Origin of the sequence: Serinicoccus hydrothermalis (assembly GCF_001685415.1) — a bacterium.
Classification (GTDB): domain Bacteria; phylum Actinomycetota; class Actinomycetes; order Actinomycetales; family Dermatophilaceae; genus Ornithinicoccus; species Ornithinicoccus hydrothermalis.
Map to the genome: position 1 here is coordinate 94,147 of NZ_CP014989.1, position 20,994 is coordinate 115,140.

Genomic DNA, 20,994 nt, shown 5'->3' on the forward strand with positions numbered 1-20,994 from the left:
CGGGGTGTCTTATCCACAGATCTCCGGGACGCCCGCCACGCGGCCCGGAACCCCGGCACGCTGGGCAGGATGACGAACGATCTCGACCTCAGCGCGCTGCGCGCCTATCTCCTCGGGCACGAGCGGGTCATCACCGCGCGAGCGGCACGGACCGAGCTGGGTCTCACGGCGTCGGACCTGTCGCGGCTGGTGACGCGGGGAGTCCTGGTCCGCGTGTGCCGCGGCGGGTATGCCGACGCCTCGGCCTTCGTGGACGCCTCGCCGGAGGAGCGCCACGAGCTGCGGCTCCGGGCGGTGCTGGCCACCAACGTGGGGTATGCCGCCAGTCACCAGAGCGCAGCCCTCATGCTCGGCCTCCCGATGATGGCGGCCGACCTCTCGCGCATCCACGTCGTGCGACGCACGGGGAGCGGGCACGGCCGTCGGCGTTCCGCCTTCACGGTCCACGAGGACCGGCCGACCGGCTTTCACCAGGTGCGGGGGCTCTGGGTGGTCGCCGCGGCGGATGCCGTGATGGGCGCCATGCGAGGCTCGGGCGACATCTCGGCACAGGCCGTGGCCGACGCCACCCTGCGTCTGGGGCTGGTGAGCCAGGAGGAGCTCGGCCGGCTGGCCGCGCGCGGTGGTGCCGGGGTGCGACGGGCGGTCGAGCATGCCGACCCCTCGTCGGAGTCCGTCGGGGAGAGCGCGGCACGGCAGGTGATGCGGCTGCTCGGCTATGTCGTGCGGACGCAGGTGGAGTTCCGGGACGACCGCGGGTTCGTCGGCCGGGTCGACTTCCACCTGCCCGAGCTGGGAGTCGTCGTCGAGTTCGACGGGGCGGTGAAGTATGCCGGTGCCGAGGGCCGCCAGGCGCTCGTCCGCGAGAAGGCCCGGGAGGACCGGTTGCGCGCGCTGGGCCTGGCCGTGGTCCGGCTCGTGTGGTCGGACCTGAGCGACCCGGAGCTGGTCCGCCGCAAGATCGAGCAGGCAGCGGCGTCGGTGCGCGCCCGGCACACCGCCTGAGCCCCCACGGTTGGTCTCGAGCCCCACGGTTCCTCCGCCGGCCCCGCGCATACCTGGTGGGGGAGAGGGATCAACCGTGGGGCCACCGACGAGGCGCGGGGGTGCGAGGGGGAGAGCGGGACCTCGAGCAACCGCGGGGCAGCCGGCCGAGCGCGGCGCGGCCCGTCAGCCGCGGGGGACGAGCTGGACGAGCGTGACGGCGAGGAAGAGCATGAGCACGGCGACGCGCATGAGCCGCTCGACGCCGGTCATGCGGGGCCAGGAGAGGTAGAGCAGCCAGAGGACGAAGACCAGCGCGACACCGACCATGACCCAGCCGACCGGGCCGCCGAGCAGGCCGCCGCCGAGGATGAGCAGCAGCAGCGCGAGGAAGGGAAGCCAGACGGGCAGCCGCGCCAGCGCCTCGAGCGCCGGCCTGCTGCGCTGCTCGATGAACAGGCGCACGGCGCCGGGACGCCGGGGACCTCGGCCTTCGCCCGTCGGAGAGGGATGTTCGGAGCTGCTCACCGGGCCAGCCTAGACGGCGCTGCCCGGACCTCCGCGGGCTGCGGGTGGAGGGTCGGGACGGGGTGGACGGCCGCTTAGACTTGGCGCCATGGCTCCCTCCACCGTCGATACCGTCGTGTCCCTGTGCAAGCGTCGAGGCTTCGTCTTCCCGTCGGGGGACATCTACGGAGGCACCCGCTCTGCCTGGGACTACGGCCCGCTCGGCGTCGCGCTCAAGGAGAACATCAAGCGCCAGTGGTGGCGCTCGATGGTGCAGACCCGGGACGACGTGGTCGGCCTGGACTCCTCGATCATCCTGCCCCGGCAGACCTGGGTGGCCTCGGGCCACGTCGGGGAGTTCTCCGACCCGCTGACCGAGTGCCAGTCCTGCCACAAGCGCTTCCGCGTCGACCACATGCAGGAGGCGGTGGCGGAGAAGGCGGCCAAGAAGGGTAAGGAGATCGACCCCGACGACGTCCCGCTGGACGACATCACCTGCCCCAACTGCGGCAACAAGGCCTGGACCGAGCCGCGCGAGTTCAACATGATGCTCAAGACCTACCTCGGCGTCATCGAGGACGAGTCGGGCCTGCACTACCTGCGCCCGGAGACCGCGCAGGGCATCTTCGTCAACTTCGCCAACGTGCTCGGCACCTCGCGCAAGAAGCCGCCCTTCGGCATCGCGCAGACCGGCAAGAGCTTCCGCAACGAGATCACGCCGGGCAACTTCATCTTCCGCACCCGCGAGTTCGAGCAGATGGAGATGGAGTTCTTCGTCAAGCCGGGCGAGGACGAGGAGTGGCACCAGTACTGGATCGACGAGCGCACCCGGTGGTACACCGACCTCGGCATCGACCCCGACAACCTGCGCCACTACGAGCACCCGGCCGACAAGCTGTCGCACTACTCCAAGCGGACCGTGGACATCGAGTACCGGTTCAACTTCGCCGGGAGCGAGTGGGGCGAGCTCGAGGGCGTCGCGAACCGCACCGACTTCGATCTCTCCACCCACGCCGAGCACTCGGGGCAGGAGCTGTCCTATTTCGACCAGACCAGCGGCGAGCGCTACGTCCCCTACGTCATCGAGCCGGCGGCCGGCCTGTCCCGCTCGCTCATGACCTTCCTCGTCGACGCGTATGCCGAGGACGAGGCCCCGAACACCAAGGGCGGGGTAGACAAGCGCACCGTGCTGCGGCTGGACCCGCGGCTGGCGCCGGTCAAGGTCGCCGTCCTGCCGCTGTCGCGCAACGCCGACCTCACGCCCAAGGCCAAGGACCTCGCCGCCCGCCTGCGCCAGCACTGGATGGTCGACGTGGACGACGCGGGCGCCATCGGCAAGCGCTACCGCCGCCAGGACGAGATCGGCACTCCCTACTGCGTCACCGTCGACTTCGACACCCTGGAGGACCAGGCCGTGACGATCCGCGACCGCGACTCGATGGGTCAGGAGCGGGTCTCCCTGGACCAGGTGGAGTCCTACCTCGCGCAGCGGCTCATCGGCTGCTGAGGCGGCGGACCCAGGTCAGCCCCCGAGGAGGAGCCCGACGCCGATGGCCAGCATGACCACGGCGATGAGCCCGTCGAGCACCTGCCAGGAGCGGGGCCGGGAGAGCAGCGGTGCCAGCCCGCGGGAGCCGAAGCCGAGCGCGCTGAACCACAGGATGCTCGCGGCGACCAGGCCGGCGTAGTACCACCACCGACCCTCCGGGCCGTGCGTGTTGGCGATCGAGCCCAGCACGATGATGTCGAGGTAGAGGTGCGGGTTGAGCCAGGTCAGCGCTGCCATCGTGGTGAGCGCGCGACGCAGCGAGATCTGCCTCCCGCCCGCGCCGGCCACGAGGGCCTCGCCGGGCCGCAGCGCCCGCCAGCCGACGTGCAGGCCGTAGCCGATGACGAAGAGCCCGCCGCCCCAGCGGGCGACGTCGAGGAAGGCCGGCCACTCCTGCACGGCCGCGCCGACGCCCAGGACGGCGAGCCCGATGAGGACGACGTCCGAGGCCGCGCAGAGCAGCACGAGCGCGCCGACGTGCTGGCGGCGCAGCCCCTGGCGCAGCAGGTAGGCGTTCTGCGCCCCCACGGCGGCGATGAGACCGATCCCGGTGAGCAGGCCGGTGACGACGAGGGTGAGGGGCATGCCGTCCACGATAGGCGCGCGCGAGCACGCGACTGGCACGATTCGTACGAATTATTGTGCAGAACCATTAGAGTTGCTTCACATGAATCTGGACCCGGCGGGGCTCGAGACGCTGGCCTGCGTGGTGCGCGAGGGCAGCTTCGACCGGGCCGCCAGGCGGCTGAGCATCACCCCCTCCGCGGTCTCGCAGCGCATCCGGGCGCTCGAGCGGGGTCTGGGCCGGGTGGTGGTCACCCGGAGCAAGCCGGTCGTGCCGACCCCTGCCGGCGAGGTGCTGCTGCGGCTGGCGGGGCACTGGGAGGTGCTCGTCGGCGACGCCCTGGCCGAGCTGGTCCCGGAGGCGGAGGGATCGGCATACCCGAGCGTCTCCGTCGTGGTCAACGCCGACTCCCTGGCCACCTGGTTGCTCCCTGCCCTGGCCCGGGCGCAGGAGGAGCTCGGCGTCGTCCTGGACCTCGTGCGCGAGGACGAGGAGTATGCCTCCGAGCGGGTCCGCGCCGGCACCGCTCTGGCGGCGGTGACCGCCGACCCGACGCCGGTGCCGGGGTGCCGGATCACCCCGCTCGGCTCCCTGCGCTACGTCGCGTGCTGCACCCCGGCGTTCCACGGCCGGTGGTTCGCCGACGGGGTGCGGGCCGCCGCGCTCGACGCCGCGCCCGTCCTGCGCTTCGACGACAAGGACCGGATGCAGCACCGGGTGGCGCGCCGCTGGGCCCGCCGCGAGGTGCACCCGCCGGCCCACGTGGTGGGCTCCAGCCACGGCTTCGCGGAGGCCGTGCGCCTCGGCATGGGCTGGGGCATGATCCCGGTCGAGTGGGCCGAGCCGTGGCTGGCCGCGGGGGAGCTGGTCGAGCTGGGCCCCCGGCCAAGCATGGACGTGCCGCTGCACTGGCTCAGCGCCCGGCTCGCCTCCCGCACCCTCGACGTCCTCACCCGGTGCGTCACCGAGCAGGCCGCCACCGCGCTGCACCGGCGCCGCTGAGGCGCCCCTGCGGACGCGGTCCGGCCTCGGTCGCAGCGATGGGACAATGGAACCGCCATGACCGTCACCGCACCCCTGCTCCCGCCCCTGCAGATCGGGCCGCACACCATCGACTCGCCGGTGGTGCTGGCCCCCATGGCCGGCATCACCAACCGTGCCTTCCGCCGGCTGTGCCGGGAGTACGGCGAGGACGGTCTCGCGGCCGCGGGCTCGCCCTCCAGGGGTGCCTCGGGCTCGGGCTGCCTCTTCGTCAGCGAGATGATCACCTCCCGGGCGCTGGTCGAGCGCACCCCGATCTCCATGAAGCTCATCGAGCACGGCCCGGAGGAGACGCCCCGCTCCATCCAGCTCTACGGCGTCGACCCGGGCACGGTGGGCGCGGCCGTCCGGATGCTCGTCGAGGAGGACCGGGCCGATCACATCGACCTCAACTTCGGCTGCCCGGTGCCCAAGGTCACCCGCAAGGGCGGGGGAGCGGCGCTGCCGTGGAAGGCCGACCTCTTCCGCGGGATCGTCCGCGCCGCGGTGCGCGAGGCGACGCCGGCCGGCATACCCGTCACCGTGAAGATGCGCGTCGGCATCGACGCCGACCACGAGACCTTCCTCGACGCCGGGCGCGCCGCCGAGCAGGAGGGCGCGGCGGCGGTGGCGCTGCACGCGCGGACCGCCGCCCAGGCCTACTCCGGGCAGGCGGACTGGTCCCGGATCGCCGAGCTCAAGGAGGCGGTCACCTCGATCCCGGTGCTGGGCAACGGCGACATCTGGTCCGCCGACGACGCCCTGGCGATGGTCGAGCAGACCGGCTGCGACGGCGTGGTCGTCGGGCGCGGCTGCCTGGGACGGCCGTGGCTGTTCACCGACCTCGCCGCCGCCTTCGCCGGCTCCCGGGTGCGGGTCGAGCCCACGCTGCGGGAGGTATGTCGGGTGCTGCGCCGGCACGCCGAGCTGCTCGCCGACTTCCACGAGGACGAGGGCCGGGGCTGCCGCGACATCCGCAAGCACATCGCGTGGTACACCAAGGGCTTCCGGGTCGGGGGCGAGCTGCGGCACCGGCTCGGGCTCGTCGACTCCCTCGCCGACCTCGACGCGCTCATCGACACCCTCGACCTGGACCAGCCCTGGCCCGGGGAGGCCGCCGACGGCCAGCGCGGCCGCGCCGGCTCGCCGCGGGTCGTGGCCCTGCCGGATCGCTGGCTGGTCTCCCGCGAGCTCGACGGCGCCCAGCAGGCCGAGGTGGCGCAGGCCGAGCTCTCGGTCAGCGGGGGCTGAAGCGCTTCCATCCTGCGCCGGTCGACCACCGCTCCTAGGGTGGAGGGCATGGGACAACTGGACGGACGCAAGGTGGCCTTCCTGGCCACGGACGGCTTCGAGGACAGCGAGCTCACCAGCCCGTGGAACACGGTGGTCGAGTCGGGCGGGACCGCCCACCTGCTCTCGCCCGAGGCCGGCTCGGTGAGCGGCAAGAACGGGCATACCCAGGACGTCGACGTCGTCGTCGGTGACGCCGACCCGGCGGACTACGACGCGCTGGTGCTGCCTGGCGGCACCGGCAACGCCGACCACCTGCGGATGGACGCGGGCGCGGTCGCCTTCGCCCGCCACTTCGGCGAGCAGGCCAAGCCGGTCGCGGTCATCTGCCACGGGGCGTGGATCCTCACCGACGCCGACGTGCTCGACGGGCGGCGGATGACCTCCTTCCCCTCCCTGCAGACGGACCTGCGCAACGCCGGGGCCACCTGGGTGGACGAGGAGGTCGTGGTCGACAGCTGGCTGGTCTCCAGCCGCACCCCCGCCGACCTCTCGGCCTTCAACCGCGAGCTCGTGCAGGCCTTCACCCCCTGATCAGGGCTCGACCGGGCGCGCGGGGTCGCTGATCCAGTCGCTCCACGAGCCGACGTAGACCGCCGGACGCGGGCCGACGCCGCGCGCCTCCAGCGCGAGCGCGAGGTGCGCGGCCTGGACCCCCGAGCCGCAGTAGACCGCGGTCGGGGGGTCGGTGCGCCCGCCGGCCTCGGTCAGCGCGCCGACGACGTGCTCGGCGTCGACGAAGCCCTCGTCGTCGACGAGCGAGAGCGCGGGCAGGCTGAGGGCGCCGGGGATGTGGCCGGCGACGGGGTCGATGGTCTCGTTCTCGCCGCGGTAGCGCTCGGCGGGCCGGGCGTCCAGCAGCTGGCCGCCTCGGGCGAGGTGCTCCTGCACCCCGTCGGCGTCGAGCAGCTGGCGCCCGCCGGGGTGGAGCTCGACGTCGCCCGGCCCCGGCGTCACGGACCCGTCCTCGACGGACAGGCCTGCCGCGGTCCACGCGGCCAGGCCACCGTCGAGGACGGCAGCCTGCTCCAGCCCGTAGTAGGCCGCGACCCACCAGGCGCGGGCGGCGGACAGACCCGGCCCGGCGTCGTAGAACACGATCGGCCGGTCCGCGCGCACGCCTGCGGCGCGCAGCCCCTCCTGCGCGGTCCCGGCCGAGGGCATCGGGTGCCGACCCCCCTGGCCGTCGTCCGCGGGCTCCTCGGAGAGCACCGACTCGAGGTCGAGGAAGACCGCGCCCGGCAGGTGCTCCTCGAGGTATGCCGCGCGGTTGGCCTCGACCTCGGACCCGAGCGCCCAGCGCACGTCCACGACCACCGGGCGCTCCTCCGCCGGCCCGACGAGCATCGCCTGCAGCTGTGCGGTGGTGAGCAGCGGCCCGCTCACGCGGCCTCCATCTCGTCCAGGCCGGCGCGCAGGGCCGCGGCCAGCTCCTGCACCTGCTCGTCGGACATGACGAAGGCGGGGGAGATCTGGATGGCACCGGCGCCGCAGGCACGGGTGGCGATGCCGTGGCGCCGGATGTCCACGGCGAAGCGCATCGCCGTGGGCGGGTCCGCGAGCTGGATCGCGGCGACCGCCCCCAGCCCGGAGCGGACCTCCACCACGCGGTCGTGCTCGGCCAGCGGCGCGAGCTCGCGGTGCAGCGACTCGGCGACGCGGGCCGCCCCGTCCAGCAGCCCCTCGCGCTCGATGAGGTCCAGGTTGGCCAGGGCCACCGCCGCGGCCGCGGCGTGCCCGGAGTAGGTGTAGCCGTGGCGGAACCACACGCCCGCGTCCGGGCGGAAGAAGGGCTCCCACACCCGGGGGGCGACGAGCACGGCGCCCATCGGGGCATACCCGCTGGTCAGACCCTTGGCCGTCGCGACCATGTCGGGCTCGAGGCCGAGCGCGGAGCTGGCGAACCAGCTGCCGCCGAAACGGCCGTAGCCGGTGATGACCTCGTCGGCGACGAAGAGGATGTCGTGCTCGGTGCAGATCTTGCGGACGTCGGCCAGGTAGCCCTCGGGCGGGAGGTAGACACCCCCGGCGCCGATGATCGGCTCGCAGAAGAAGGCGGCGACGCGGTCAGCGCCGACGCTCTCGATCGTCGCCCGCAGGCTCTCCGCGGAGTCCCACTCCACCTGCGCGGTGTCCGGGACCAGCTCGCCGTAGCCCTCGCGGTTGCCGGGGATCCCGGCCAGCGCGGTGCCGGCGTAATGCATGCCGTGGTAGGCCTTGGAGCGGGAGAGCAGCACGGTCTTGTCCGGGCGGCCCTGCTCGACCCAGTAGCGGCGCGCCATCTTGGCGGCCGTGTCGATGGAGTCCGAGCCGCCGGAGGTGAAGAAGATCTTGCTGCCGGCGACCGGGGCGATGCCCTCCAGCCGGTCGGCCAGCGCCACGGTCGTGTCCGGCGCGTAGTCGCCGAAGGTGGAGTATGCCGCGAGGCGGCGCATCTGCTCGGCCGCGGCGTCGGCGAGCTCGCCGCGCCCGTGGCCCACGTTGGTGAACCACAGCCCGGCCGTCGCGTCGAGGTAGCGCCGGTCGTCGCGGTCGTAGACGTGCACCCCCTCACCGCGGGTGAGGATCAGCTCGCCGGTCTGCTCGACCGCGCCCATGTCGGAGAACGGATGCCACAAGGTGCCCATGCTCCTGACCCTAGCGCCAGCACCGGACACGTCGGCTGCCGGCTGTCCGTCGTCGGCGGTCGGTGGCAGAGTGAGCGGCATGTGCCGCAACATCCGACCGCTCAACAACTTCGCGCCGCCCGCCACCCGCTCCGAGGTGCAGGCCGCCGCGCTGCAGTACGTCCGCAAGGTCGGCGGGGCGAGCAAGCCCTCGCAGGCCAACGAGCAGGCCTACGCCACGGCGGTCGCCGCCATCGCCGCCGCGACGCAGGACCTGCTCGACTCCCTGGTCACGTCGGCTCCGCCCAAGGACCGGGACGAGGAGGCGGCCAAGGCGCGCGCCCGCGCCGCCAAGCGCTACGCCTCGGCCTGATGGCCCTCGGGGCTGACGCGGACCGGGTCCGGCACCTGGCCAACTGGGTCAACCTCTCCACCCCGCTCGGTCTCGGGATCGCAGCCGCCGGTGGCGCACGGGTCCGGCGGGGCCCGTCCCGCTGCTACCTGGCTGACCACTACCGCTGGTCCTTCCCCGTGGCCAGCGCCTTCACCGTCGGCGACGTGGTCATCAGCCGGCACGACCTCGACCGGCTGCGGGCGCTGCGGCCCGGGTTGCTCGACCACGAGCTGACCCACAGCCGCCAGTGGGCGCTCTGCCTGGGGCTGCCGTTCCTGCCGCTCTACGTCGCCTCGATGGGCTGGTCCTGGCTGCGCACGGGGGACCGGGCGGCGCGCAGCCTCTTCGAGCGCGGGGCCGGGCTGGAGCGCGGCGGCTACGTCGACGTGCCGACCCGGCCGCTGGGTCCGGTGCTGGCCCGCGGTGTGCGCTCGCTGGGTGCCGCGATCACCGGGCGGCGCGGGCTGGAGGCGGGCGCCGGGGTCGGGACGGGGCGGCCGCGCGGCTGAGGCGAGGGCACGGCATACGCTGCCGGGGTGAGCAGCGAGGACCAGGGCGGTTATGCCGCGCACGACCGGGAGCGGTGGGTCGCCGAGGACCCGGCGCAGAAGCGGTCGGACCGGCAGGACTTCGCGCGTGACCGCGCCCGGGTGCTGCACTCGGCCGCGCTGCGCCGGCTCGCCGCGACCACCCAGGTGGTCTCGCCCACGAGCGACGACTTCGTCCGCAACCGGCTCACGCACTCCCTCGAGGTGGCGCAGATCGGGCGGGAGTTCGGGGCCGCGCTCGGCTGCGACGCCGACGTCGTCGACACCGCCTGCCTGGCGCACGACATCGGGCACCCGCCCTTCGGGCACAACGGCGAGGCGGCGCTGGACCTCATCGCCGCCCACGCGGGCGGCTTCGAGGGCAACGCCCAGACGCTGCGGGTGCTCACCCGGCTGGAGGCCAAGCGCAGCCACGACGACGGCCGCCCGGCCGGGCTGAACCTCACCCGGGCCAGCCTGGACGCCGCCACGAAGTACCCCTGGACCCGGGGCGGCGGGCCGCCCGGGTCGCCCGAGCGCAAGTTCGGGGTCTACCCGGACGACGCCGACGTCTTCGCCTGGGTCCGTGACGGCGCACCCGACGCGCAGCCGCACCGCCGCTGCCTGGAGGCGCAGGTCATGGACTGGTCCGACGACGTCGCCTACTGCGTGCACGACGTCGAGGACGCCATCGCCTCGGGGCGGATCGACCCGCGGGCCCTGCGCTCGGCCGAGGTCCAGCGCGCCGTCGTGGAGGTGGCGCACGACTGGTATGCCCCGGACCTGCCGGTCGAGGCGCTGGACGAGGCGCTGGGCCAGGTCCTGGGCACGGGATGGGTCCCCACCACGCACGTGGGGACCCGCGCCGACCTGGCCGCGCTCAAGGACATGACCTCGCGGCTCATCGGTCACTTCGTGCATACCGTCGAGCTGGCGACGCGGGAGCGGCACGGGCCGGGCAGGCTCACCCGGTACGCCGCCGACCTCGTCGTCCCCGACGGGGTGAGGGCGCAGGCCGCGGCGCTCAAGGCGGTGGCGGCCCACTTCGTCATGCTCAGCGACGAGCGCCGCTCGAGCCTCGAGCTCCAGCACCGGGTGATCGCCGAGCTGGTCGAGTTCTTCGGCGCGGACCCGGCACGGATGGATCCGCTGCACGCCGAGACGGTGCGGGCCGCCGAGCAGGCCGGTGACGACCGGGTGCGCCTGCGGGCGGTGGTCGACCAGGTGGCGAGCCTGTCCGACGCCCGGGCGCTGGCGATCCACCGACGGGTGGAGGAGGGCGCGTGAGCCTGCTGGGGTCGCTGGTGCTGCCCGTCGTGGGCGCGCCGATGGCGGGCGGGGTGTCCAACCCCCTGCTCGCCGCCGCGGCGAGCGACGCCGGTGGCCTGGGGATGCTGGCCGCCGGCTACCGGACGCCCGAGCAGGTGGCCGCCGACCTCGTGCACGTCCGCGACCTCACCGACCGGCCCTTCGGGATCAACCTCTTCGTGCCACGACCGCTCGACCGCGCTGCCCTCGAGCCGGCGGTCGAGGACTTCGCCGGTCGCATCGCGGGGGAGGCCGCCGCCCTCGGCACCGAGGTCGGCCGGCCCAGCTGGTACGACACCGACCACTGGGACGCCAAGGTGCACCTCGTGGAGACGCTGGCGCCGCCCGTCGTCTCGTGCACCTTCGGTATCCCTGGGGCCGCTGTCGTGGACCGGTGGAAGGCAGCGGGCTGCGAGGTGCACCTCACGGCGACGAGCGTCCCGGAGGCGCTCGCGGCGGCGGAGACCGGCGCCGATGTCGTCGTGCTCCAGGGGATGGAGGCCGGTGGGCACCGCGGCACGCACGACCCGTCGGCCGCGCCCGAGCCGGTCGACCACCTCGGCCTGCTGGAGACCGTGCTGCCGCAGGTCGGCGTGCCGCTGGTCGTCGCCGGTGGCGTGACGACGCCGGGGGACGTGCGCCGGGCCTTCGGGGCCGGGGCGGCCGGGGTGCAGGTCGGCACGGCGCTCCTGCTGGCGCCCGAGTCCGGCGCGTCGCGGACCTACCGCGCCGCGCTGCGCAGCCCACGGCATACCGAGCGGGTGCTGACGCGCGCCTTCAGCGGACGGGTCGCCGGTGCCGTGGCCAACGGCTGGACCCGGGAGTATGCCGACGCCCCCGCCGCCTTCCCGGTCGTCGACCAGCTCACCAAGCCGCTGCGGAAGGCCGCTGCGGAGCAGGGCGACCTGGAGCGGATCCACGTGTGGGCGGGCTCGGGCTGGCGGGCCGCGCAGGAACGCCCGGCCGGCGAGATCGTCCGGGAGCTGGCCGGGTGAGCGACCTGCGGGCGGTCCTGCCGCCCGGTGCCCGCCTCGGTGCGGGAGTCCCGTTGGGAGGGTCGGGCCGATCGATGGTCCACCGGCGCGAGGTGCTGAGCGGGCCGGAGGACTGGGGCAGCTCGGTGGTGGTGAAGCGCTTCCTGCCCCAGCCGGAGGGTCGGCGGGCGGCCATGGGGTGGCGCCGCGAGGTCACCGGGTTGCGTCACCTGAGGGGCACGCCCCGCCTGCTCGCGACGGACGAAGAGGCGCAGGTCCTGGTCATGGAGGACCTCGGTGCCCACCCGACGCTGGCCGACGTCCTGCTGAGGGCGGACGGGGAGACCGCCTGGCGGCATACCGTCACCTGGGCCGGAGTCCTCGGAGGGTCCGTGGTGGCCGACCGCGACGCCCTGGAGCAGGCCCGGCGGGGTCTCGGCACCGAGCTCCTCGCGGAGGACCGGGCGTGGCAGGTGGACCTCCCGCGCCGCGGGGTGGACCGGCTGGTCGAGGTGGCGGGCCTCCGGTCGGGCAGGGCGGCGGCGGCGCAGGCCAGGGATGTCGTCGACCAGCTGCAGCACGACACCGGTCGGCGCGTGCTCGGACCCGGCGACGCCTGTCCCGACAACGCCGTGGTCAGCCCGACCGGCATCCGGCTGCTGGACCTGGAGGGCGCCGGGGTGCGCCACCTCGCGTTCGACGCGGCCTACGCCGCCGAGCCGTTCAGCACCTGCTGATGCGTCTTCACCCCACCTGCCGGGCTGACCGACGCCACGCTTGCCGCCTTCACCGACGCGGCAGATCAGGTCCTGCCCGGCCTCGCCGCCGACCCCCGGTGGCCGCGGCAGGTGCGTGCCGCGGTGGCCCTCTGGGTGCTCGCCGGGGGCCTCTGGCTGCTCGACGGCGCCGTGGCCGACCGCACGATGGCCCCGGAGGGCAGGGTCGGGCCGGCGTTCCGGGCGCTGCTGCTGCACCGGTGGGGCTGGGTGGTGCGCGAGTGCGCCGAGGAGCTGCCGGACGTCGCTGCCCTGTGCGAGGAGGCCAGCGGGTGGGCGCGGAGGTCGTGGTCGGGCAGCGCCCTCGACCTTCCTGGTTACCCCGCCTTCCAGGAGCGGCCGGCACCCTCGTGAGCTGTCTCGACCCGGGTCAGGTCGTGCTGCCCGGCTCCAGCCGGGCGCCGGGAGGGACGGTCGTGCCCCGGCCGACGCGGCTGTCCTGACCGATGAGCGCGATCGCGGCATCGGTGACCCGGGTCCCGGGTGGTGCCGCGCCGACCACGGCGTCCCGGCCGATCCATACCCCTCGGTCCACGATCGCCGAGCGCACCGTCGCGTGCGCCTCGACGACGACCTCGGACAGCAGCACGCTGTCCTCGACGACCGCGCCCCGCTGGACCTCGACGTCCGGGCCGAGGACCGAGCGGACCACCCGCCCCCGGACCCGCGAGCCCGAACCGATCATGGCGTCGACCAGCTCACCGTCCTCGCCGACCCAGCCGGGCACGCCTGGGATGGCCGGCCCGAGCACGGGCCGGTCGGGATGGTCGAAGACGTCGACCTTGCCGGCCAGCAGGTCGCGGTGGGCCTGGAGGTATGCCTGTGGTCGGCCCACGTCCTTCCAGTACCCCGTCATCGGTGCGGCATACACCCGTCCCCGTCGGACGAGAGCCGGCACCAGGTGCTCGCCGAAGTCACCGAGCCCGGTGTCGTGCGTGTCCTCGCCGGTGCGGTTCAGCTCGCGACGCAGGCGGTCGAGCTCCTCGAGCAGCACGTCCGGGCGGTAGAGGAAGATCTCGGTGGCCACGGTGCCGTACCGGGGCCTGCTCGGCTTGTTCCAGACCTCCGTCACCCGTCCTCGCCGATCGTGCGCGACCACCATCTTGTGCCGCGCCTCCTGCCGGCCGATCTGCGCGGTCACCAGGGTGCACTCCGCCTCGCGCTCCAGGTGCTCGGCCATCACCGCGCGCAGGTCGAGGCTGAAGATGTGGTCGGCGGACAGGACGAGCAGGACGTCCGGGTCCTCGAGCCGGATCGCCTCGCGCATCCGGAAGAGCCCGTCGGCGTTCCCATGGCTGAAGCCGTCCTCGTGCGCGGTCCCGGACCCCTCCTCAGGGGTCACCCGCCGGAAGCCGCCGCGCGTGCGGTCGAGGTCCCACGGTCGACCTCCGGCGAGGTAGCTGTCGAGGGAGCTGGACTGGAACTGCACCGAGACCCACACGTCGCTGATCCCCGCGGCGGCGAGTGCGGAGAGGGGGAAGTCGACCAGCGCGTGGCTGGCCGCGAAGGGGAGGGCGGGCTTGGCCCGCTCCCGGGTGAGCACGTCCATCCGGCTGCCCTGGCCACCGGCCTGGACGATGGCGAGGACCCTCAGGTCCGCCGGGAGCGTGCTCACCGCTCGACCGTACGTGCCCGGCGCCGGGCGGGCGAGCCGGAGCACTCGACCTGAACCATTCCGCCGTCTCGTGCGACATCCTGGTACGGACCACGAGAGGAGGCCCCGGTGCTGACGGCGGATCCTGCCTACAGCGAGTTCGTCACGGCCCGAGGGCCGCGGCTGCGCCGTGCCGCCTACCTGCTCTGCGGCGACGTCGACCTCGCCGAGGACCTGCTGCAGGAGGCCTTCATCGCCCTTGCCGAGAAGTGGGAAAGCGTCGACAACCCGGACGGCTTCGTGCGTCGCGTCATCTACCGCAAGCGGGTGTCCTGGTGGCGCAAGACCCGTCGGGAGGTGGCGGTGGAGCGTATGCCGGAGCGCGGCATACCGGACGGCGCGGAGGACCGGGCGCGGGACGACGAGGTGCACGCCGCGCTGCGGACCCTGCCGCCCCGGCAGCGGGCGGCCCTCGTGCTGCGCTACTTCGAGGACCTCACCGAGGCGCAGACGGCCGAGGTGATGGGTGTGCGACCCGGCACCGTGAAGAGCCTGTCGCACCATGCGATCGCCCGGCTGCGCGAGGAGCTGGGCAGCCAGGGGCTCGGCGCGATGGAGCAGAAGGAGAGCCTGGGATGAGCGAGGAGCAGGAGGTCCGCGCGCTGCTCGAGGGCGCGTCGAGGGTCGGGCGCGACGAGCGCCTCGCTCCCGACGAGGCCTGGGGCGCCGGCCGCCGCCGTCGCACCCGGAAGCGGGTCGGCGGCGCCGTCGGCAGCGGTGCCGCGACCCTCGCCGCGGCCGTGCTGGTGTGGCAGACCGGCTTCCTCGGCGGCGGCGACGGGACCGACGGCGTGGCCGCCGAGTTCCCCCGGGGCGGCACCACCTTCGTCTTCGCCGAGGTCGGCTCGGACCCCGGCGCCGACCCCGCCTCGGGCTCGGCGGTGACCCCGGTGGACGCCGACGAGCTCGTCGGCACCGGCTGGGACCTGCAGGAGGAGCTGTGGCGCGGCGGCGACAGCGGCGCGATCGTCGGCGCGGACGTGCCGACCGAGCTGTCGTTCCCGGCCGTCGGCGGCGGGTGGGGAATCACCGTTGACGGGTGCGGCGAGGCCACCGCGCAGGGGAGCCTGGACCTCGAGCCGGACGGCGCCTTCGCACCGCAGGAGCTCACGACCACCGACATCGGGTGCTCGGCCGAGGTCCAGCGGGCGGAGGACTTCTGGATGGAGGCGCTCGCGGGTGGTGGCTCGGTCCACCGTCTCGGGGACGAGGGGTCGGGGTTGCTGCTGCTGACCGTCGTGGTGCCCACCACCGACGAGCCGATCGCCGCGCAGACCCCTCCAGCCCAGCTGACGGCCACGGAGCCGACCGCCACGACGCCTGCTCGTGACGCGCAGACCTCGCCGCAGCCGACCGCGGCAGGTCCCCTGCCCACGGTTCCCTCGGCGAGCGCCGAGGAGCCCTCCACGGCCGAGCCGGAGCCCCCGGTGGCGGACGAGCCAGCATCCCCGGTGTCGGACCCCGAGCCGGAGCCGGCCGAGGACCCTGAGGCGCAGGAGCCGTCCCCCGCACCGGTCGAGGAGGAGCCCGAGCCGCAGCCGCCCATCGTGGATCCCGGGACCGGGGTCGACCCGGGCTCCGGGGAAGGACCCGACCTGCCGTGGACCGAGCCCGCCGTCCGGTCCGAGGGTGGGGGAGGCGTGGTGGGCGGGGGCCAGCTCTTCGCGCCCGAGCTCCGCGCCGGCCGGCACGAGGGCTTCGACCGCGTCGTCGTGGACCTCACCGGCACCCCGGCGTCCACCGGGCCGGGATGGGTGGCGTCCTACGAGGGCTCGCCGACCCGTGCCGGTTCGGGTGCGCCGGCCGGGGTGGCGGGCGACAGCGTGCTGCAGCTCGTGCTCGGCGGCATGGCATACCCGGAGCCGGGGGACCCGGTCTACGACGCCGGGGACTACGGCCTTGACACCCACTCGCTCGGTGCCGTCGTCGAGGTCATCCGCACCACGCCCTTCGAGGGCCAGCTCCAGGTCTTCGTCGGCATGACCGGCGAGCCACGCGCATACCGTGTCTTCACCCTCAGCGATCCGCTGCGCCTCGTGGTCGACATCGACACCTCGTCGCCGACCTCCTGACCGCTCCGGCTGCCCCCGACCTGGGGAGGATCGGTGCGACTGGACCGATCCTCCCCGGCTGGGGCCAGGTATGCGGTGAGGATGGGTGCGGCTGGACCGATCCCTCCCGGGGCAGCCTGGGTATGCCCGGGCCCCAGCGCAACTCAGGAGTCGGGGGCGTCGGGGGTCTCGGCCCCGGCGGCCTCGTCGCGCCGCGCCCACTCCAGCAGCGGCGCGAGGTCGAAGACGGCGTCGTCGATCCCGGCGTGCAGGTCACCGAGCTCGGCATACCGCTCCGGCATCGTGCGCACGGTGAAGTCGCCCGGCTCGCAGTCGGCGACCTCGTCCCACCGCAGCGGCGCGGACACCCGGGCGTCCGGCGTCGCGCGGACCGAGTAGGCCGCCGCGATGGTGTGGTCCCGCGCGTTCTGGTTGAAGTCGACGAAGACCTGGCTCGGGTCCCGGTCCTTGCGCCACCACGTCGTGGTCGCCTCGTCGGTGCGGCGCTCGACCTCGCGGGCGAAGGCCAGCGCCGCGCGACGCACGTCGGCGAAGCCGTGCTCCGGCGGGATCCGCACGTAGACGTGCAGGCCCTTGGATCCCGTGGTCTTCGGCCAGCCGGTGGCGCCCAGCTCGTCCAGCACCTCCTGGGCCACACCGGCGACGCGGCGCACGGTGGCGAAGTCGCACTCCTCGCCCGGATCGAGGTCGATCCGCCACTCGTCCGGCTGCTCCACGTGCCCGCGCCGGCTGTTCCACGGGTGGAACTCCACGCAGCTCATCTGCACCGACCAGATCACCTGCGCCAGCTCGGTGACGCACAGCTCGTCCGCGGTGCGGTTCCACCGCGGGAAGGTGACGTGCACCGTCTCCATCCAGTCCGGGGCGCCGCGCGGCAGCCGCTTCTGGTGGACCCGCTCGCCGGTGATCCCGTCGGGGAAGCGGTGCATCATGCACGGCCGCTCCCGCAGCGCGGTGACGACGCCCTCGCCGACGGCGAGGTAGTAGTGCGCCAGGTCGAGCTTGGTCAGCCCGAGCTCGGGGAAGTAGACCCGGTCCGGGTTGGAGATCCGCACCGCGCGACCACCCACCTCGACCTCGGTCGCGGGGCTGGTCGCCTTGGGCATGGGCTCAGGTTACGGGCTCGGGGTATGCCGTCCCCGTCCCGTCGGCGGTGTCGCGCGGCTCGTCCTCCGGCCGGGGCCCGCTGTCCTCGGGCTGGTCCGGCAGCGGCGCGCGCACGAAGAGCGCGAGAACCAGCACCCCGACCGTGATGGCCGTGGCGACGACGAGGCCGGCGCCGATTCCCCCGGAGAGGGCCTCGAGCTCGGGGAGCCCACCCTGGCCCAGCTGGTAGGCGCGGGTCTCCATGACAGTCACCACCAGCGCCGTGCCGGCCGCGGCGGAGACCTGCTGCCCGGTGCCCAGCATCGCGCTGCCGTGGCTGTAGAGCCGGTTGGGCAGGGCGCCGAGGCCCGCGGTGAAGCAGGGGGTGAAGAGGAAGGCCAGGGACAGGCTCACCAGGACGTGCAGGGACACCAGCCCCCACCACGGCACCTGCGTGGCGAGCATCGCCATCCCGGACATGCCGGCCACCAGGCCGATCCCGCCGGGGACGACCAGCGGTCGCGGCCCGACGCGGTCGTAGAGCCGTCCGACCGTCGGGCCCAGCAGCCCCATCGCGAGACCACCGGGCATGAGCATGAGGCCGGAGGCCAGCGTGCTGAAGCCGCGCACCTCCTGCAGCAGGATCGGCAGCAGCAGCATCGCCCCGATGAGCGCCATGAAGGCGAGGCACATGAGGGCCAGGGGCACGACATACCGCGTCACCTGCAGCGCGCGCAGGTCGAGGAAGACCAGGGCCTCGTCCCGGCGGGCCAGGCGCAGCTGGCGCCAGGCGAAGAGGGCCAGCGCGACGCCGGCGACGCCCAGGGAGGTGCCGGGGCCGACCGGGCCGGCGGCACCCTCGCCGAGCGCGCTCAGGCCGTAGACCAGGCCGCCGAAGCCGAGGGCGGTGAGCAGCGCGCTGATGACGTCGAGGCGTGCCTCCTCGCCGGGCTCGCTGCCCCGCAGCAGCCGGGCGCCGCCGAGGAGCATCGCCGCGGCGATGGGCAGGACGAGCAGGAAGAGCCAGCGCCAGGAGGCGAACTGCAGGATGAGGCCGGAGACCGGTGGGCCCATCGCCGGGGCCACCGAGATCGCCAGCGTGAGGTTGCCCATGACGCTGCCGCGGCGCTCCTTGGGCACCATCGTCATGATCGTGGTCATGAGCAGCGGCATCATCACGGCGGTGCCGCTGGCCTGGATCACCCGGCCGACCAGCAGGACCGAGAAGGTGGGCGCGAAGGCGGCGGTGGCAGTGCCGACGATGAAGACGCTCATCGCCAGCACGAAGGCCGAGCGGATCGACAGCCGCTTGAGCAGCCACCCGGTCATCGGGATGACGACCGCCATGGTCAGCATGAAGCCGGTCGTGAGCCACTGACCGGCGCCGGCGTCGACCCCGAAGGCCGCCATGAGCGGCGGCAGCGCGTTGAGCATGAGCGTCTCGTTGAGGATGACCACGAAGGCGGCGGCGGTGAGCACCCGCAGCACGAGCCGCACCCGCGCGTCGTCGTTGCCGTCGGCGTCGTCGCTGAGCGTGCGCGGGGCCTCGACGGACGCAGACACAGGGATCTCCTCACGGGTCATGGGGGTTGGGACAGCCGTGGTCGGGTCAACTCATCGTCCGGCACGGGGATTCCATCCTAGGAGGCGTCGGCGCCGCTCGTCCCCAGGTTTGTCGGCCGACCCCGGGCCGGGTGCCGCGGCGACCTAGACTCGGCAGGACGAGGAGTGGAAGGAGGTGCGCGTGCCGCGGATCAAGGACGAGGACGTCAAGGCGGTCAAGGAGCGCGCCTCCATCGAGGAGGTCGTGCGCGAGCACGTGACGCTGCGCACCGCGGGCGTGGGCGCGATGAAGGGCCTGTGCCCCTTCCACGACGAGAAGACCCCGTCCTTCCAGATCAGGACCGCGCTCGGCAGCTACCACTGCTTCGGGTGCGGCGTGGGCGGCGACGTCATCTCCTTCCTCATGGAGATCGACCACCTGACCTTCACCGAGGCGGTCGAGCGGCTCGCGGACAAGCTCGGGATCACCCTGCGCTACGAGGAGACCGGTATCGGCGGGCGCGGCCGGGGCGAGCAGGCGCCGGTCGGGCAGCGCACCCGGCTCATGGAGGCGCACCGGGTCGCCGAGGAGTTCTACCACGAGGCGCTGCTGCGTTCCGGCGAGGGACGCAAGGGCCGGGACTTCCTGCGCGACAAGGGTTTCACCGGGGAGCACGCCGCCCGCTTCATGGTCGGGTATGCCCCCCGCGAGGGCACCGCGCTCGTGTCCCACCTGCGTTCGCGCGGGTTCACCGAGGAGGAGCTCGTGCTCGGCGGCCTGGCGAACCGCAGGGGGAGGGGTCTGTCCGACCGCTTCCAGGGCAGGGTGCTGTGGCCGATCCGGGCGATCACCGGCGACACCGTCGGGTTCGGCGCGCGCCGGCTCTACGACGACGACTGGAGCCCGGCGAAGTACCTCAACACCTCCGAGACGCCGATCTACAAGAAGACGGGCGTGCTCTACGGCCTCGACCTGGCCAAGAAGCCGATCGCCACCGAGCGGACGGCGGTGGTGGTGGAGGGCTACACCGACGTCATGGCGGCCCACCTGTCCGGGGTCGAGACCGCCGTCGCGACCTGCGGCACCGCCTTCGGCAGCGACCACATCTCGATCCTGCGGCGTATCCTGCGGGACGAGGCGGGGAGGGCGCCGGCGAAGGTCATCTTCACCTTCGACGGCGACGCCGCGGGCCAGAAGGCGGCGATGAAGGCCTTCGAGCAGGACCAGCGCTGGGCGGCCCAGTCCTACGTCGCCGTCGCCGCCGACGGGCAGGACCCCAACGACCTGTGGATCGCGACGAAGGACGAGCAGGGGGAGGAGCGGGGCCGGGCGGTCCGGGAGCTGGTCGCGTCGGCGACGCCGCTCTTCGAGTTCGCGGTCCGGACCACGCTCGCCCCCTACGACCTGTCCGAGGCGGCCCAGCGGGTGCAGGCGATGCGGGCGGTGGCCCCGATCCTGGCCCAGATCCGGGACCGCACGCTGCGCCCGGAGGTCGTCCGGGACGTGTCCGGCTGGATGGGCGTCGACCCCGACGTGCTCGCCACCGAGGTGCACCGGGCGCAGAGCCGGCCCGCACCGACGGCGCCGCGCGCCCCTGCTGCCGACGCCGCGGCCCAGGACGCGCCGGAGCAGCCCTCGCTGCCGCAGCCGGACCTGCGCGACCCGGTGCAGGTGGCCGAGCGGCACCTGGTGCAGGTGGCACTGCAGTATCCCCTGGCGATCGTCGCCGAGGACATGGACGAGCTCGGGCCGGAGGCGCTGCGCGCGCCCATGCACCGGGCGATCTGGCACGCGATGCGCGAGGCCGGCGGCGTGCAGGGCGCGGCCGGCCGTAGCGCCCGCTCCTGGGTCGAGGCGGTGCTCGCCGGCACCCCGCCGCCGGTGCACCCGCTCGTGCACGAGCTCTCGGTCGCCGCACTCCCGGACCGGCTCGATCCGCAGAGCGGTATGCCGCGCGAGGCCTTCGTGGACTGGCTGGTGCTGCGGGTGCGGCTGGCGGGGGTGGAGCAGGAGGTGTCCGACCTGCTCGGGCAGCAGTCGCGGGCGCCGGAGGGCAGCCCGGACAAGCGAGCCCTGGACGAGCGGCTCATGGAGCTGCACCGCGAACGGGCCCGGCTGCGGGCCAGGATGGAGTGAGAG

General features: G+C 73.9%; 21 protein-coding genes. 14 read left to right on the top strand and 7 right to left on the bottom strand.

What is annotated here, in order from left to right; genetic code table 11:
* Positions 1 to 69 precede the first annotated feature (69 nt).
* Positions 70 to 1,005, top strand: a complete 936-nt coding sequence (locus SGUI_RS00420; RefSeq protein ID WP_066634842.1) for a type IV toxin-antitoxin system AbiEi family antitoxin domain-containing protein — start codon at positions 70 to 72, stop codon at positions 1,003 to 1,005.
* A gap of 165 nt (positions 1,006 to 1,170) precedes the next feature.
* Here the strand turns inward: SGUI_RS00420 and SGUI_RS00425 are convergent, their stop codons facing one another.
* Positions 1,171 to 1,512, bottom strand: coding sequence for a DUF6703 family protein (locus tag SGUI_RS00425; RefSeq protein ID WP_083190388.1), 342 nt, complete (start codon positions 1,510 to 1,512; stop codon positions 1,171 to 1,173).
* An 88-nt stretch (positions 1,513 to 1,600) separates the two neighbouring features.
* Here SGUI_RS00425 and SGUI_RS00430 point away from each other — a divergent pair, with 88 nt between their 5' ends.
* A complete protein-coding gene (locus SGUI_RS00430) occupies positions 1,601 to 2,998 on the top strand; it encodes a glycine--tRNA ligase (RefSeq protein WP_066634845.1) in 1,398 nt (465 codons plus the stop codon).
* 15 nt (positions 2,999 to 3,013) lie between these two features.
* On the opposite strand, the gene SGUI_RS00435 is transcribed toward SGUI_RS00430, so the two are convergent.
* The gene (locus tag SGUI_RS00435; protein ID WP_066642441.1) at positions 3,014 to 3,625 is read right to left on the bottom strand and encodes a LysE/ArgO family amino acid transporter; all 612 of its coding nucleotides are present in this window, start codon (positions 3,623 to 3,625) and stop codon (positions 3,014 to 3,016) included.
* Between the two features lie 82 nt (positions 3,626 to 3,707).
* On the opposite strand from SGUI_RS00435, the gene SGUI_RS00440 reads away from it, so the two are divergent.
* Genes SGUI_RS00440 through SGUI_RS00450 form a run of 3 tightly spaced genes read left to right on the top strand, consistent with a single transcriptional unit; the run spans position 3,708 to position 6,449 of the window.
* A complete protein-coding gene (locus SGUI_RS00440) occupies positions 3,708 to 4,607 on the top strand; it encodes a LysR family transcriptional regulator ArgP (RefSeq protein WP_066634846.1) in 900 nt (299 codons plus the stop codon).
* 57 nt (positions 4,608 to 4,664) lie between these two features.
* Positions 4,665 to 5,876 carry a tRNA dihydrouridine synthase DusB gene (gene dusB, locus SGUI_RS00445; protein ID WP_066634848.1) on the top strand — a complete coding sequence of 404 codons (1,212 nt, stop codon included), beginning with the start codon at positions 4,665 to 4,667 and terminating at the stop codon, positions 5,874 to 5,876.
* 48 nt (positions 5,877 to 5,924) lie between these two features.
* Positions 5,925 to 6,449, top strand: coding sequence for a type 1 glutamine amidotransferase domain-containing protein (locus tag SGUI_RS00450; RefSeq protein ID WP_066634854.1), 525 nt, complete (start codon positions 5,925 to 5,927; stop codon positions 6,447 to 6,449).
* Here the strand turns inward: SGUI_RS00450 and SGUI_RS00455 are convergent, their stop codons facing one another.
* Together SGUI_RS00455 and SGUI_RS00460 are read right to left on the bottom strand one after the other, a co-directional pair.
* Complete coding sequence (locus SGUI_RS00455; RefSeq protein ID WP_237141409.1) at positions 6,450 to 7,301, bottom strand: sulfurtransferase; 852 nt, start codon at positions 7,299 to 7,301, stop codon at positions 6,450 to 6,452.
* On the bottom strand, positions 7,298 to 8,542 hold the full coding sequence (locus SGUI_RS00460) for an aminotransferase family protein (RefSeq protein ID WP_066634858.1): 1,245 nt from the start codon (positions 8,540 to 8,542) through the stop codon (positions 7,298 to 7,300). The genes SGUI_RS00455 and SGUI_RS00460 overlap by 4 nt, the downstream gene beginning before the upstream one ends.
* Before the next feature lie 79 nt (positions 8,543 to 8,621).
* On the opposite strand from SGUI_RS00460, the gene SGUI_RS00465 reads away from it, so the two are divergent.
* The 6 genes from SGUI_RS00465 to SGUI_RS00490 all read left to right on the top strand — a co-directional run bounded on the left by SGUI_RS00465 (position 8,622) and on the right by SGUI_RS00490 (position 12,854).
* Positions 8,622 to 8,894, top strand: a complete 273-nt coding sequence (locus SGUI_RS00465; protein ID WP_066634864.1) for a DUF2277 domain-containing protein — start codon at positions 8,622 to 8,624, stop codon at positions 8,892 to 8,894.
* A complete protein-coding gene (locus SGUI_RS00470) occupies positions 8,894 to 9,424 on the top strand; it encodes a hypothetical protein (protein WP_066634867.1) in 531 nt (176 codons plus the stop codon). Before SGUI_RS00465 ends, SGUI_RS00470 begins: the two co-directional genes overlap by 1 nt.
* 27 nt (positions 9,425 to 9,451) lie before the next feature.
* Positions 9,452 to 10,729: a deoxyguanosinetriphosphate triphosphohydrolase gene (locus SGUI_RS00475; RefSeq protein WP_066634869.1), complete on the top strand. Its 1,278-nt coding sequence runs from the start codon at positions 9,452 to 9,454 to the stop codon at positions 10,727 to 10,729.
* Entirely contained in the window at positions 10,726 to 11,745 is a 1,020-nt protein-coding gene (locus SGUI_RS00480; protein WP_237141410.1) for an NAD(P)H-dependent flavin oxidoreductase, read from the top strand. The genes SGUI_RS00475 and SGUI_RS00480 overlap by 4 nt, the downstream gene beginning before the upstream one ends.
* Positions 11,742 to 12,461, top strand: a complete 720-nt coding sequence (locus SGUI_RS00485) for a phosphotransferase family protein (RefSeq protein ID WP_157621679.1) — start codon at positions 11,742 to 11,744, stop codon at positions 12,459 to 12,461. Before SGUI_RS00480 ends, SGUI_RS00485 begins: the two co-directional genes overlap by 4 nt.
* 111 nt (positions 12,462 to 12,572) lie before the next feature.
* Positions 12,573 to 12,854 (top strand): hypothetical protein, encoded by a 282-nt coding sequence (locus SGUI_RS00490; protein ID WP_157621680.1) that lies wholly within the window; start codon positions 12,573 to 12,575, stop codon positions 12,852 to 12,854.
* A gap of 16 nt (positions 12,855 to 12,870) precedes the next feature.
* On the opposite strand, the gene SGUI_RS00495 is transcribed toward SGUI_RS00490, so the two are convergent.
* Complete coding sequence (locus SGUI_RS00495) at positions 12,871 to 14,115, bottom strand: glucose-1-phosphate adenylyltransferase family protein (protein WP_157621681.1); 1,245 nt, start codon at positions 14,113 to 14,115, stop codon at positions 12,871 to 12,873.
* Positions 14,116 to 14,223: 108 nt separating this feature from the next.
* On the opposite strand from SGUI_RS00495, the gene SGUI_RS00500 reads away from it, so the two are divergent.
* Both SGUI_RS00500 and SGUI_RS00505 read left to right on the top strand, forming a co-directional pair.
* Complete coding sequence (locus tag SGUI_RS00500; RefSeq protein ID WP_066634883.1) at positions 14,224 to 14,733, top strand: SigE family RNA polymerase sigma factor; 510 nt, start codon at positions 14,224 to 14,226, stop codon at positions 14,731 to 14,733.
* The gene (locus SGUI_RS00505) at positions 14,730 to 16,226 is read left to right on the top strand and encodes an AMIN-like domain-containing (lipo)protein (protein WP_066634886.1); all 1,497 of its coding nucleotides are present in this window, start codon (positions 14,730 to 14,732) and stop codon (positions 16,224 to 16,226) included. Before SGUI_RS00500 ends, SGUI_RS00505 begins: the two co-directional genes overlap by 4 nt.
* A 143-nt stretch (positions 16,227 to 16,369) precedes the next feature.
* Here the strand turns inward: SGUI_RS00505 and ligD are convergent, their stop codons facing one another.
* Positions 16,370 to 17,332, bottom strand: a complete 963-nt coding sequence (gene ligD / locus SGUI_RS00510) for a non-homologous end-joining DNA ligase (RefSeq protein WP_066634891.1) — start codon at positions 17,330 to 17,332, stop codon at positions 16,370 to 16,372.
* A gap of 4 nt (positions 17,333 to 17,336) precedes the next feature.
* The gene (locus SGUI_RS00515; protein WP_237141411.1) at positions 17,337 to 18,875 is read right to left on the bottom strand and encodes an MDR family MFS transporter; all 1,539 of its coding nucleotides are present in this window, start codon (positions 18,873 to 18,875) and stop codon (positions 17,337 to 17,339) included.
* A 181-nt stretch (positions 18,876 to 19,056) separates the two neighbouring features.
* On the opposite strand from SGUI_RS00515, the gene dnaG reads away from it, so the two are divergent.
* Positions 19,057 to 20,991, top strand: a complete 1,935-nt coding sequence (gene dnaG / locus SGUI_RS00520) for a DNA primase (RefSeq protein WP_066634892.1) — start codon at positions 19,057 to 19,059, stop codon at positions 20,989 to 20,991.
* Positions 20,992 to 20,994: the final 3 nt, after the last annotated feature.